This is a genomic window from Pedobacter nyackensis (assembly GCF_900176505.1).
Lineage (GTDB): Bacteria > Bacteroidota > Bacteroidia > Sphingobacteriales > Sphingobacteriaceae > Pedobacter > Pedobacter nyackensis.
In genome coordinates this window covers 34,873-48,273 of record NZ_FWYB01000009.1, presented here as the reverse complement: position 1 = coordinate 48,273, position 13,401 = coordinate 34,873, and the positions used below count along the sequence as shown (strand labels likewise).

Annotated in this window: 13 protein-coding genes; 11 read left to right on the top strand and 2 right to left on the bottom strand. The window is 39.2% G+C overall.

All coding sequences use genetic code 11. From position 1 onward, the window contains the following. The first annotated feature begins 2 nt into the window (after positions 1 to 2). The 5 genes from B9A18_RS16215 to B9A18_RS16195 all read left to right on the top strand — a co-directional run bounded on the left by B9A18_RS16215 (position 3) and on the right by B9A18_RS16195 (position 6,697). Entirely contained in the window at positions 3 to 908 is a 906-nt protein-coding gene (locus B9A18_RS16215; RefSeq protein WP_084290458.1) for a DUF1338 domain-containing protein, read from the top strand. Positions 909 to 923: 15 nt separating this feature from the next. Next, the gene (gene amaB / locus B9A18_RS16210) at positions 924 to 2,453 is read left to right on the top strand and encodes an L-piperidine-6-carboxylate dehydrogenase (RefSeq protein ID WP_084290456.1); all 1,530 of its coding nucleotides are present in this window, start codon (positions 924 to 926) and stop codon (positions 2,451 to 2,453) included. A gap of 31 nt (positions 2,454 to 2,484) precedes the next feature. After that, positions 2,485 to 5,412 (top strand): FAD-binding and (Fe-S)-binding domain-containing protein, encoded by a 2,928-nt coding sequence (locus tag B9A18_RS16205; protein WP_084290454.1) that lies wholly within the window; start codon positions 2,485 to 2,487, stop codon positions 5,410 to 5,412. Between the two features lie 37 nt (positions 5,413 to 5,449). After that, on the top strand, positions 5,450 to 6,040 hold the full coding sequence (locus B9A18_RS16200) for a pentapeptide repeat-containing protein (RefSeq protein ID WP_084290453.1): 591 nt from the start codon (positions 5,450 to 5,452) through the stop codon (positions 6,038 to 6,040). A 120-nt stretch (positions 6,041 to 6,160) separates the two neighbouring features. After that, positions 6,161 to 6,697 carry a YciE/YciF ferroxidase family protein gene (locus tag B9A18_RS16195; protein WP_084290688.1) on the top strand — a complete coding sequence of 179 codons (537 nt, stop codon included), beginning with the start codon at positions 6,161 to 6,163 and terminating at the stop codon, positions 6,695 to 6,697. 56 nt (positions 6,698 to 6,753) lie between these two features. On the opposite strand, the gene B9A18_RS16190 is transcribed toward B9A18_RS16195, so the two are convergent. Then, entirely contained in the window at positions 6,754 to 8,697 is a 1,944-nt protein-coding gene (locus tag B9A18_RS16190; RefSeq protein ID WP_084290452.1) for a response regulator, read from the bottom strand. 228 nt (positions 8,698 to 8,925) lie between these two features. On the opposite strand from B9A18_RS16190, the gene B9A18_RS16185 reads away from it, so the two are divergent. From B9A18_RS16185 to B9A18_RS16170, 4 genes are all read left to right on the top strand, one after another. Continuing rightward, positions 8,926 to 9,909, top strand: a complete 984-nt coding sequence (locus B9A18_RS16185) for an aldo/keto reductase (RefSeq protein WP_084290451.1) — start codon at positions 8,926 to 8,928, stop codon at positions 9,907 to 9,909. 90 nt (positions 9,910 to 9,999) lie between these two features. Further along, the gene (locus B9A18_RS16180; RefSeq protein ID WP_084290684.1) at positions 10,000 to 10,551 is read left to right on the top strand and encodes a dihydrofolate reductase family protein; all 552 of its coding nucleotides are present in this window, start codon (positions 10,000 to 10,002) and stop codon (positions 10,549 to 10,551) included. A 60-nt stretch (positions 10,552 to 10,611) separates the two neighbouring features. Continuing rightward, positions 10,612 to 10,965, top strand: a complete 354-nt coding sequence (locus tag B9A18_RS16175) for a DUF6152 family protein (protein WP_084290449.1) — start codon at positions 10,612 to 10,614, stop codon at positions 10,963 to 10,965. Between the two features lie 2 nt (positions 10,966 to 10,967). Further along, the gene (locus B9A18_RS16170) at positions 10,968 to 11,456 is read left to right on the top strand and encodes a DUF6644 family protein (RefSeq protein ID WP_200816377.1); all 489 of its coding nucleotides are present in this window, start codon (positions 10,968 to 10,970) and stop codon (positions 11,454 to 11,456) included. 5 nt (positions 11,457 to 11,461) lie between these two features. On the opposite strand, the gene B9A18_RS16165 is transcribed toward B9A18_RS16170, so the two are convergent. Beyond that, a complete protein-coding gene (locus B9A18_RS16165; RefSeq protein ID WP_144009522.1) occupies positions 11,462 to 11,824 on the bottom strand; it encodes a hypothetical protein in 363 nt (120 codons plus the stop codon). 224 nt (positions 11,825 to 12,048) lie between these two features. Between B9A18_RS16165 and B9A18_RS16160 the strand changes: the two genes are divergently transcribed. Beyond that, positions 12,049 to 12,477: a hypothetical protein gene (locus tag B9A18_RS16160; RefSeq protein WP_084290445.1), complete on the top strand. Its 429-nt coding sequence runs from the start codon at positions 12,049 to 12,051 to the stop codon at positions 12,475 to 12,477. Between the two features lie 144 nt (positions 12,478 to 12,621). Next, complete coding sequence (locus tag B9A18_RS16155) at positions 12,622 to 13,383, top strand: carbonic anhydrase family protein (RefSeq protein WP_084290680.1); 762 nt, start codon at positions 12,622 to 12,624, stop codon at positions 13,381 to 13,383. Positions 13,384 to 13,401: the final 18 nt, after the last annotated feature.

Sequence of the window (13,401 nt, the reverse complement as noted above, 5' to 3'; positions counted from 1 at the left end):
ATATGAACTTCGATAAAGAAAAGCCCCTCGACATCTTTCTCAACATGCTCTTTGAGCGATATGCGCAACAGGTTCCTGCCGTAAGAATGATCACCTCGGCACTAATTTCATCCGGCGTAATTGACGGACAGCAGGATATTGTGAACGACCATATAGCCTTCAGGACATTAGGCGTTCCGCATTTGGGAATTGCCTCTTTCGAAAAGATCTTTCTGCACCAGGGTTACAAAAAGATGGATTACTACCATTTTGAGGCAAAAAAACTAAATGCTTACTGGTATGCACCTCCATCGCCCGAGTATCCCAGGATATTTATGAGTGAGCTGATTGTAGATGACCTGTCGGAAAAAGCTCAGGAAATAATTCACAGATATACTAACAATATTAATCAGGATCCTGTAGATGCACTGGACCTTGATAATGGCCTTCAGATAGGTGAGTTTTTTCATCAGCCCTTATGGCCATTACCGGCTATAGAAGATTACCGAAATTTATTGGAAGAAAGTGAATATGCGGCCTGGGTGATTTACAACCGCTATTACCTGAATCATTATACCATAAGCGTGCATGATCTGAAAACGGGCTATAATACGCTTGAAGATTTTAACTGCTTTGTGGAATCACTTGAATTGAAACTGAACAGTTCGGGCGGAATAATTAAAGTTAGTCCGGATGGTTTACTACGCCAAAGCAGTACGGTTGCAGAAATGAAAGAAGCTATCTTTATAGAAGCTGAAACCATGCCTATTGCAGGTAGTTATGTGGAGTTTTCTGAACGTCTGGTTCTTCCTGAGTTTAAGCATTTGCCCCCTGCAGAGATTAAAAAGGAACACAGGCGCGAAGGCTTTGAAACCAACAATGCAGATAAAATATTTGAAAGCACATACATCAAACAAACAAAAGACTAACAAATTTAGAGCTATATGAATCTTAAAGATATATTAACCAGGCTTGGCATTGAATCAACCAATTCAGGCACCTCAACGGGTACAAAATGGCTACCTGCAAAAGGCGCGACCATTACCTCCTATTCTCCTGTAAACGGTGAGGTGATAGGAACAGTCCAAACTACAGATGAAAATGCGTATGAAGCGGTAATGCAACAAGCACAACAGGCTTATTTACAGTGGAGGACTGTGCCTGCACCAAAACGTGGCGACATGGTACGTCAGTTCGGAGATGCGTTACGCCAGCATAAGGCCGACCTGGGCGCTTTAGTATCCTATGAAATGGGCAAAAGTCTGCAGGAAGGATTAGGCGAGGTACAGGAGATGATAGACATTTGCGATTTCGCTGTAGGTTTGTCCCGTCAGCTATATGGCCTAACCATGCATTCTGAAAGACCAAGCCACCGCATGTATGAGCAATGGCACCCAATAGGTATCGTAAGTATCATTTCAGCCTTTAATTTCCCGGTAGCAGTTTGGGCATGGAATACGGCTTTAGCCTGGGTATGCGGTAATGTATGTGTATGGAAGCCTTCTTCAAAAACACCTTTATGTGCGGTTGCCTGTCAGCATATCATTTCAAAAGTTTTGAAGGCAAATGATCTGCCTGAGGGAATCAGCAGCCTTATAACCGGAAATCCTTGTGGTAACCTGATGAATCAGGACAAGCGTATTCCACTTATCTCTTTCACCGGTTCAACAAGGGTGGGCAGGTTGGTTTCTGCAGCTGTGGCCGGTAGATTCGGCAGGACTATTCTGGAACTTGGCGGTAACAATGCCATCATTATATCCAAAGATGCAGATCTGGAAATGTCGGTAATTGGCGCTTTATTCGGTGCAGTAGGAACAGCCGGACAACGTTGCACTTCTACACGCAGACTAATCATCCACGAAAACGTATATGACGACTTTACCGCAAGACTGGTAAAAGCCTATGGTCAGCTTAAAATCGGAAATCCACTAGATGAAAATAACCACGTAGGACCACTGATTGATAAAGATGCGGTACATACCTATCTGAATTGTATTGAAAAGGTTAAGCAACAATCCGGACGCTTCCTGGTTGAAGGTGGTGTACTTAGCGGTGTAGGTTTTGAATCTGGTTGCTATGTAAAACCTTGTATTGCAGAAGTAGAAAATCACTACGAAATTGTACAGGAAGAAACCTTTGCACCCATACTGTATGTGATGAAATATAGTGACATTGATGAGGCAATAAATATGCAGAATAGTGTACCGCAAGGATTATCTTCGGCTATTATGACCTTAAACCTGCGTGAAGCCGAACAATTCTTATCAGCAAATGGTTCAGACTGTGGGATTGCCAATGTGAATATTGGTACTTCCGGTGCCGAAATAGGTGGAGCCTTTGGCGGTGAAAAAGAGACAGGTGGTGGAAGAGAAAGTGGATCGGATGCCTGGAAAGTTTATATGCGCAGACAAACCAATACCATAAACTATTCCAATACCTTACCATTGGCACAAGGAATAAAGTTTGATTTGTAAGTAATCCTTACCTTGTTACCTAAATTAACCGATGAAAGAAAAGCTTGAGCTACTGGCCAGATCGATGGATGGCGAATTTTATACAGATGAAACAACCAGGGTATTGTATGCCACTGACGCATCTGCCTATTCGGAGATGCCGCTTGCGGTAGCCATACCGTTTTCGGTAGCCGACCTTAAGCATCTGATCAATTTTGCTGATCGCGAAGGTACTTCATTGATCCCCCGTACTGCGGGGACATCCCTGGCAGGCCAGGTAGTAGGTAGTGGTATCGTAGTAGACGTATCCAGACACTTTAACAAGATTCTGGAACTCAATACCACAGAACGGTGGGTAAAGGTACAGCCGGGCGTAGTAAGGGATGAATTAAACAGCTACCTGAAAAGCGCTGGATTGTTTTTTGGTCCTGAAACGTCAACAGCCAACCGTGCCATGATTGGTGGCATGGTTGGTAACAATTCCTGTGGTTCCAATTCCATCGTTTACAAAAGCACGAGAGAACATACCCTTGAAATAACCGCTATACTGAGCGATGGCTCTGAAGCAACATTTAAGCCCCTTAACTTTGATGATTTCATTGCTAAAGGCGAAGGAAAAACACTAGAAGCATCTCTATACCGATCCATCAGAGCAATACTGGGGGATTATAAAAATCAGCAGGAGATCAGGAAGGAATTTCCAAAACCAAGCGTAGAAAGACGTAATACAGGATATGCAATAGATATTTTGCTCGACAGCGCTCCTTTTACAGCCGGTGGAGAGGATTTTAATTTTTGTAAGCTAATTGCCGGATCAGAAGGCACATTGGCCTTCATTACAGAGATCAAACTGAATCTGGAACCGCTCCCACCCGAGCATTCAGGTTTACTTTGCGTGCATTTCAATACTTTGGAAGAAGCTTTAAAGGCAAATTTAGTTGCCTTAAAATACAAACCGAATGCTGTCGAACTGATTGACCATTATATTTTGGAATGTACCAGAGACAACATCGAACAGCGGGAAAACAACTTCTTTGTTCAGGGAGATCCACAAGCTTTACTAGTAATTGAATATGCCAGGGATTCTCAGGATGAGGTGAAAGAAATAGCAAAAAAAGTTGAAGCTGAGTTACGTGAACTAGGTTTAGGTTACCATTTCCCCTTGCTATTTGGGAGCGACACAAAAAAGATATGGTCGCTCCGAAAGGCAGGGCTGGGCTTATTAAGTAATTTACCGGGTGATGAAAAAGCTGTACCGGTAATTGAAGATACTGCCGTAGATGTACAGGATCTTCCGGCTTACATCCGCGATTTTAATGAAATACTTAGCAAGCATGGCTTGTACTCGGTGCATTACGCACATGCGGGGTCGGGTGAATTGCATTTACGTCCTATCCTCAACCTCAAATCAGAAGCAGGCAATAAAATGTTTCGGACAATTGCCGAGGAAATAGCTGCTTTGGTAAAAAAATATAAAGGTTCGTTAAGTGGCGAGCATGGAGATGGCCGGTTAAGGGGGGAGTTTATTGAACAAATGATCGGATCAAAAAATTATGCTTTACTCAAAGAGGTCAAGCATACCTGGGATCCGAAACAAATCTTTAATCCCGGTAAGATCATCGATACACCTCCAATGGACACCATGCTCAGGTATACGCCCGGACAAAAGGATTTTACATTTAAAACCGTGTTCCGTTATGCCGGACAAAACATGTTGCAGCATGTGGAACAATGCAACGGATCGGGTGATTGCAGAAAATCACATCTAGCCGGGGGAACAATGTGCCCTTCCTACATGGCTACACACGATGAAAAAGATACGACAAGGGCAAGGGCAAATATTCTGAGAACCTTTTTGACACATTCCAACCAGATCAATAAGTTTGATCATACAGAGATTAAAGAAGTACTTGACCTTTGCCTGAGCTGTAAGGGATGTAAATCAGAATGCCCTTCCAATGTAGACATGGCAAAATTGAAGGCCGAATTTCTACAGCATTACCAGGATGCAAACGGCATCCCGTTCAGGTCACGACTAATTGCTAATTTTAGCAGGATTGCTGCTTTAGGATCGGTAATTCCTTCCTTGTACAACTGGACTATGACCAGTCCTTTTTTAAGTGGTATGGTAAAAAAACTGGCAGGATTTGCTCCACAGCGCAGCATGCCGGAAATGTATCATGTGACCTTAAAAAACTGGTTTAAGAAACATCAGCGCGACCCTAAACACCCAAAAGATACCAGCAGAAAGGTTTACCTTTTTTGCGATGAATTTACCAATTACCAGGATACGGAGATTGGTATCAAGGCTATCCTGCTACTTGAAGCCCTAGGCTACGAAGTGATCATACCAACGCATCTGGAAAGTGGTAGAGCATCCATTTCTAAGGGACTATTACGAAAAGCGAAGAAAATTGCACAGCACAATGTATGGTGCTTAAGTAACCTGATAACAGATGAAACACCACTTGTGGGCATTGAGCCTTCCACAATTCTGACTTTCAGAGACGAATATCCTGATCTGGTGAATAATGAACAGCTGGAAGCTGCACAAAAGCTCTCAGCAAATGTATTTCTGATTGACGAATTTTTAGCAAAAGAGATCCGGAAAGGAAATATTTTAAAGTCGCAATTTACTACTGCATCCAAGTCTATTAAACTACACGGCCATTGTCAGCAAAAGGCTTTTAACGCCCTGGGCGCTACGGAACAAATACTCTCCTTTCCTGAAAATTATACCGTACAAACCATTCCTTCGGGTTGTTGCGGTATGGCAGGCTCATTCGGATATGAAAAAGAACATTATGATCTATCCATGCAGATTGCTGAACTTGTGTTGTTCCCCGATGTCAGAAAACAAACTGAGGAAATAACTATAGCAGCTACAGGAACTAGTTGTCGGCATCAGATCAAAGATGGGACAGCAAGAAAAGCCCTGCATCCAGTCGAAATATTATTCAGTGCATTGGTATCATCTTAATTAAAATTGGCATCTTTAGAGAACAGAAAAAGATTTCATGAACGATTCAAATGAGACCACTGTCCACCAGGACAAAACATTTACAGGTATCAATTATGCAGAAAAGCGGTTAGAAAACCGGGAGTTTATAAAATGTGAATTTATAAATTGTGACTTCTCCAAAAGCAATTTGAGTCATAATGATTTCATGGATTGTCATTTTAAACAGTGCAATTTTTCGCTCACAATAGTTACAGGTACAGGATTTAAAGATGTCACTTTTACCGACTGTAAAGTACTGGGCATTGATTTCTCAAAGTGCAACAAGTTCTTATTTTCCTTTCATTTTGAGCAGAGTCACCTTGATTATTCGACTTTTTATGGCGCCAAGCTTAGGAAAACAAAGTTTACAGATTGTTCCCTCAAAGAAACCGATTTTGAAGAAAGTGATTTAACCTCCGCTATTTTCCATAATTGTGATCTTTCAGGTGCAACGTTTGTCAGATCTGTTTTAGAAAAAACAGATTTCCGGACTGCAAGAAATTTCAGTTTTGATCCATCAGTCAATAAAGTAAAACAGGCAAAATTCTCCGCACAGAACCTTGCGGGTTTACTTTACCACTACAACTTAGATGTTGATTATAATTAATCTCCTTTAATTCCCATAATTTCTGTTTTTTATTTGATTTGGAAAACTTTCCATGAGTTAGAAGGTTATTACTACTCCCATCTATATTTCTCTCTCACCTTATCCTATAAAAACATGATTATGGAAACTACAAAAAAAGTAACTGGAAAAACAGGAAAAATGGGTAATTCTGAATTTCATGAATTCTTTGTTGATGAATTAAAAGATATCTACTGGGCAGAGAAACATCTATCTAAAGCTTTGCCAAAAATGCAAAAGGCCGCTACCAGCCATGAACTAGCGGATGCCTTTGAAAAACATACTGAAGAAACCAAAACCCATATTACTACTTTGGAACAGGTATTCGAATTGCTTGGAGAGAAAGCACAGGCAAAAAAATGTGATGCCATGGAAGGCTTAGTGGAAGAAGCAAATGCAATTATTGCAGATACTGAGACAGGAACATTAACACGTGATGCAGGTTTAATTTTGGCAGCCCAAAAAGTAGAGCATTACGAAATTGCTACCTATGGAACTTTAAGAACATTAGCTGGTACTATGGGACATTCAGATGTAATGGAACTACTTCAACGCACTCTTGACAATGAAAAAGCAACTGATGTAGCTTTGACTGAAGTGGCCGAAAATTTCGTAAACGAACAGGCAGCAGCAGAGTAATATTGATTATTGCCCCCTTGGAAATTAATCCACGGGGGTATTTTAACCTTGCTTTTTCACGCTTTTATAACCTCCAGAAAAAGCTCATGCATCTCCCCGGGATTAAAAGGTTTTGATAAGATGTGCTTAATGCCCATTTCTTTAAGTCGCATTCTTACTTCTTCTAAAACATCCGCAGTAAAAATGACAATTATGGTTTGAGGATAATGCATTTGAACATATCTGGATAACTGGTAACCATCCATCACCGGCATATGCAGGTCTATAAGTATCACGTCAAATTTGTCAGCTTTTAAGAATTCCAAAGCAGCATCACCACCGTCAGCTTGTTTGGCCATAATTCCAAAACGTTTTAGTTGACCCGAGGCTACCAGCAAATTAGTAGGGTTGTCGTCTACTATCAACAATTTGAATTCCGGCAGATGAGGCAAATTGGCCTCCGGTAAAATACTCCGTCTAATAGATATAGAAGGCTTACATAATTTGAAATCAATCTGAAATTCAAACACCGATCCTTCACCAGGATTACTGATTAATTTGATTTCACTTTTAAATAGCCTGATTAAGCCTTGTGTAATGTTAAGACCTAAGCCACTTCCCTGTTGCGCTCTGTGGGAAGCCCGATGCACCTGATGGAATTTATCAAACACAAGGTTTTGAAAATGCTTTGGAATTCCAATCCCCGTATCGGCGATCCGAAATAAAATACTTGCCCGATCTAATTGTAGATCTACTGTTTTTAAGGTAATGCTTACCATTCCCTTTTCGGTAAATTTGATTGCATTTCCAATTAAATTATTGAATACCCTTCTCAACCGGAGGTCATCAACCATCATTAGTTTAGGGATTTGATCATCATGATAAAAATTCAGTTCAAGTTTTTTAGATTCAGCTAATGGTAAAAACTGTTTGTTTACATTACTGACCAACAAAACGAGATCTGTCTCCACTTCATCCAATTCCATCTTTCTACTTTCTATCTTTTCAAGATCTAAAATATCATTGATCAAATGTAACAGATGATTTGAAGAGAAGCCGAGGTGTTCAACATACTGCATGATTTCCTTTTCCGGGAAAACTGTCTGGCTTAAAAGGTTACTGATACCAATAATTGCATTCAAAGGCGTTCGAATTTCGTGACTCATGATAGAAAGCGTCTCAGTTCTTTTTCTGGCTATCTGTTCAGCCAGATTTTTTGCCTCTATCAGTTCAAGCTCATTGTTTTTATGCTGAGTGATATCTTTTAATATGCCCTGGATCGAATGAGTCTTTTGGCCTTCTATAACCGGCACTCCTGCCAAACGCACCCACTTTTTACTCCTTTTCAGGGAAGTCAGCTGAAGCTCAATATCAAAAGGTATATTTTGCTCAAACGTTCTTTTCAAAATCCTCAACAACTTCAATTTATTAATGTTGTCAAAAGAATCAAGCACATTATACCGATCAATGGTTATACCCGGATCGCACTCATTAATATCATAAATTTGTTTAGTTAGAAAGAGCTCATGGTTTAAAGCATTGTATTCCCAGCCCCCCATTTTAGAGATATCTAAGCCAATCTCCAGTAAATTATTAATTCTCTTCAGCTCTAAAGTACTTTGCTGGAGTTGATCACTAATATCCTTTTTATAGGTTATATCCTCAATAATACAAATTATCCTTACTCCTGCCTGGTCTGACTCTATTTTTTGAAATTTAGCACAATACCATTGATGCTTATTGGGATCGAAATCAGGATAAATACATTCTTGTCTTTCTCCGGTATCCAATAGCTTTTTTATACACACAATAAACTTATCCCCAAATTCTCCAAATACCTCTGTGAGACTTTTATCGATGAAGGACTCAGGAGGCATAAATAATTTGGTGGTATCTTTTACCCAAACCCGTTTAATTACCGATTTCTCCGTTAACTCCAGAATGATATCATCCAGGGCTTCTATCAATGATTCTAATTCGGAAACCTGCTGGAGATCTGTATTTGATGGCACTATTTTCATTTTAAGTTTGGCGGTTTGTATGGTCTAGCTCAGAGATAACAAAAGGTTTGCCAATAAGCGCTTCAAATCTGTTCATTTTCAAATTACCCCCAAGGCTCGCCCCTATGCTGATATTTTATTTAAAATAGATGCTTAACCCATTATCATTTTTATAATACCATCCTACTATTTATACTATTATGATGATACTCATTTTTTAAGGAATTTTGCCATCAAAAAAATAACAAAATGGAATATAGAAAATTAGGAAATACAGATCTGGAATTGTCGACCATTACTTACGGTGCATTTGCCATTGGTGGTACAATGTGGGGTGGAAATGCACAAAAAGATTCTATTGAATCGATCCATGCTTCTTTGGATAATGGTGTTACTACATTAGATACTGCTCCTTTTTATGGTTTTGGGTTAAGTGAAGAACTTATTGGTGCAGCCTTAAAAGGGAAGGACAGAACAAAAGTACAGTTACTAACCAAATTCGGTCTGGTTTGGGACGGTAGTAATCAGGGGAAAGGCGAACATTTCTTCGATATAGAAGAAAACGGAAAGAATATCCCGATCTATAAATTCTCTTCAAAAGCGAACATCATTAAAGAAGTTGAAGAAAGTCTGAAACGTTTAAACACCGATTACATCGATTTGATTCAACAACATTGGCCCGATGCTACAACCCCTATTGATGAAACCATGGAAGCCATGGAGAGCTTGATTAAACAAGGTAAAGTTCGTGCAGCAGCAGTGTCCAATTACAGCCTTGATCAATTAAAAGAAGCCGGTAAAACATTTGTCCCTGCTTCAAACCAGGTCGCTTATAGTATGCTGAATCGTGGTATTGAAAATGATATTGTTCCTTACGCTATAGGAAACAACATTGGAATTATCGTTTATAGCCCGATAGAAAGAGGTTTGCTTTCCGGTAAATATTTCGAGAACGAAAAACTTAAAAGCGATGACCACAGGAATGGATATTTCGGTCAATTTGATCTAGAAAAAGTAAAGGTATTTCTCGACAGTATTCGTCCGATCGCAGCGGAAAAAGGTGCGAGTCTTGCGCAATTAGTCTTGCGCTGGACAAGTTTGCAAAAAGGCGTCACCATTGTACTGGCTGGCGCGAGAAATGCGGAACAGGCAATTTCCAATGCTGAGTCGATGAATTTTGATTTAAGCGCTGAAGAATTGAGTTTCATCAATTCCGAACTAAACAAAATCTAGGACTGGCTTTTTTACCTTCCACCCAAGAGGATCATATTTCGAACAAAAAAACAAAATATGTTGTTTAACTGGAACAAAAAACAACATGAGATGAGAAAACTTATATTGGCTCTGGCAGTTTCACTGGATGGTTTCATTGAAGGGCCAAACCGTGAAGTTGACTGGATTACATTTGATGAAGAAACTGCTAGCGAATTAAATAATTTCGCAAAGGAGATTGACACGGTTTTATATGGTCGGCTGAGCTACCAGCTTTTTGGGAATCATTATCCCGCCGATGATGCTGTTGATTTCGAAAAAGAGTTTTACGGCAAAATCAATAAAATGCAGAAATATGTATTCTCCAATACCATAAAGGAATTTGAAGGAAATCCAACCGTAATTAGCTCCGATATCAGCAAGGTGATACTAGATCTAAAAAAACAGAACGGTAAAGACATCTGGCTTTTTGGCGGTTCAGGACTGATATCTTCATTGCTAAACTTAAATCTGGTTGATGAGATAAGAATGGGTGTTCATCCTGTAGTATTGGGAGCTGGAAATCCTTTGTTTAAAACCATTTCAAAACGAATTAAACTGAAGCTTTTGAAGGCAACAACCGGCAAATCCGGAGCAGTTGGATTGTACTATAAAGTTGAATAACTGAGAATCAGTCGAAAACAATATCAACAAACAGGTTGTTAACTAAATAAACAGATCATTATGAATCACTTAAAAAGCATTTCGCTGGCAATTGTATGCTTGTTTTGCATTTCATTTACAGTTTTTCACCATGGATGGGCCGATTACAATCAAAAAAAAGTGTTGGATTTTAGAACCACGATAGAAGAATCAATTTATGAAAATCCGCATGTGCTGGCAAAAGTGAAATACAAAAAGGAAATATGGACTGTTTACCTGGCCCCTACTAGTCGTATGATAAGCCGAGGCGTAACTGCCGACATGATTAAGAAAGGCACTCAGCTAAGGTTGGTTGCCTATCCCCACAAAACGAAAAAAACGGAAATGCGCGCTGAACGTATATTTATCGATAGTGTTAAGTACGAATTGCGTTAAACGTGTCTTTGTTCACATCTGATATTCTCGATTGGTTAGAAAACACTACCCTGGCTTCTAATATCCGTCAATCGTTGTGGTTGTACCCAGCTTTAGAAATTGTGCATATCACCGGAATTACTATCCTTGTAGGTGCAGCTTTTATGTTCGACTTGCGTCTTTTAGGCTTTTCCAAACACCTTCCAATAGTTGGTCTTTCCCGCCATTTACTACCGTGGTCACAAAGGGGATTATTGCTCATCATTCCTTCTGGAATATTACTCTTCATTACCAATTCAAAAACATTGGGATTTGATCCAACCTTCTGGTTAAAAATGACGCTATTAGTGATTGCAGCGTTGAATGTTTTAGTCTTTCACAAATTGATATTCAAACGGAAAGTTCATCCTGAAATTCAGGATGAACTACCTAAGTCTTCAAGAATATCGGCCCTTATTTCCATAATTGTCTGGATATCGATCATTGCCTGCGGCCGTTTGCTGGCATACTAGCCGTATTAAGGCGTCACAGTTTCTATTTCAGGACCATCCCCGTGATGCTTATTCTGATCAGTTTTCGGATTCTTCGAATCGATATCCCCCTGGTTATCTACATCAGATCCATCCTCATTAGTCTCTTCGGGAGTATTTTCATGGTCCTCAGGAATCTTATCATTTTCAGAATCTGGAGTTAAAGGTTCAACATCTGAATGATCTGTTTCTTTACTATCCTTAGGCGGATTACTTTTTTGATCATTTGGCAAACCTTCCTTTTCTGTATCAGGAGTTACCGTTTCAATTTGTGCACCTACATCATCAGTTGGTTTTGGATGCGGTTTCTCATTCGGATCATTAATATTTCCACTGTTCGAATTTTCCATGTTTATCTCTTTTAGTCTAAGATTAAACAGATCACAGCCCAGCATGTTTGTATTCCTTTCAATTAACCAGATTCATTACTTGAGAATCTCTACTTTTTCATATCTTTCAAAAAAGAGTTGACCAGATTAAATAAAAAAAAATAATAGCAAAGAAGGTAGTTATAAGAGAATCTATTGAAGTTGAAGCACCGAAAATAGATACCACGGTACAAAAGTAACAAAATATGAAAGCCATAATAATTCTGTTCTTAGCTACTGCTTTTACCATATATAGTTGCCAGAATACTAGAGTAGATAACAATGACTCTAAAACATTGTATCGTGCCATAAATAAAAATGATACCGCCACGTTTAAAATAAAACTAACTGATAAAGAGTTTTATGGGCAATTAGAAATAAATTACCACAATGCTTACAAGGATTCGGGTAATGTAACCGGAATTGTAAATGGAGACACCTTAAAAGGAACTTATCGGTTTCGACATTATGGAATAGAAACTTGGCATACCATTCCAATAGCCCTGTTAAAAAAAGATGATAGGCTCATTATGGGGCAAGGCGATATGGAAATCTATATGAACATGCGCTATTTCAAAAAAAACACGCCAATCAATTATCAGAACCCAAAGTTTGTATTTGAAAAGATGTATTAATTTACTGCTGGTTTCATTTTTGAAACAAGTTAATGCAATTACTGGTTTATCATATAATTTAGTTCAATTCCGCTAATTTATATGCAAGGTTTAACTCACCATACAAATGATCTTGTAAAAAAACTATTCTTAATCCACAGCACAATGAACTTTTCAAAATTAGTTATTAGCTCTTTACTCCTGGCGGTAACAGGGTTAATTGCATGTCAAGACAAAACTAAGTCCTTAAATAACACCGAAAAAGTTAACGAAACAATTGAAATAGACAGTAGTGAGGTACTATCGGAAAAGGTCTTAACAGCTGAACAACAAGCTGCCCTCACTCCTGATACAGTTTTAGCCATCCTAAAAAGAGGCAATGAGGATTTCATTTCCGACGCCTTGACTATTCGTAATACTTCAGAGAGAATTCGTGAAGCAGCATTAGGACAATACCCAAAAGCCGTTATTCTATCGTGTCTGGATTCCCGTGTACCGGTAGAAGATGTATTCCATCGGGGAATTGGAGATCTCTTTGTAGCCAGGGTAGCTGGGAACATTGTAAACGAGGACATTTTAGGAAGTCTGGAGTATGCCTGTAAGGTATCAGGCTCCAAACTAATTGTTATTTTGGGGCATGAGCATTGTGGAGCGATAAAAGCGGCTATTGACAATGTAAAGCTTGGCAATATTACTGCTCTGCTATCAAAAATTCGTCCCGCATTAACAGCAGACACTCCATTCCAGGGAGAAAAAAGCACTAAAAATGAAGCGTATGTTCACCATATTTGCCTCCAAAATGTAAAACTCAGTATCCGGAATATTAGGGATAAAAGTCCCATATTAAAAGAAATGGAGGCAAAAGGTGAGATTAAAATTATTGGTGGCCTATACAAAATGGAAACTGGTAATGTAGAGTTTCTATAATAGCTCATTAATTATTCA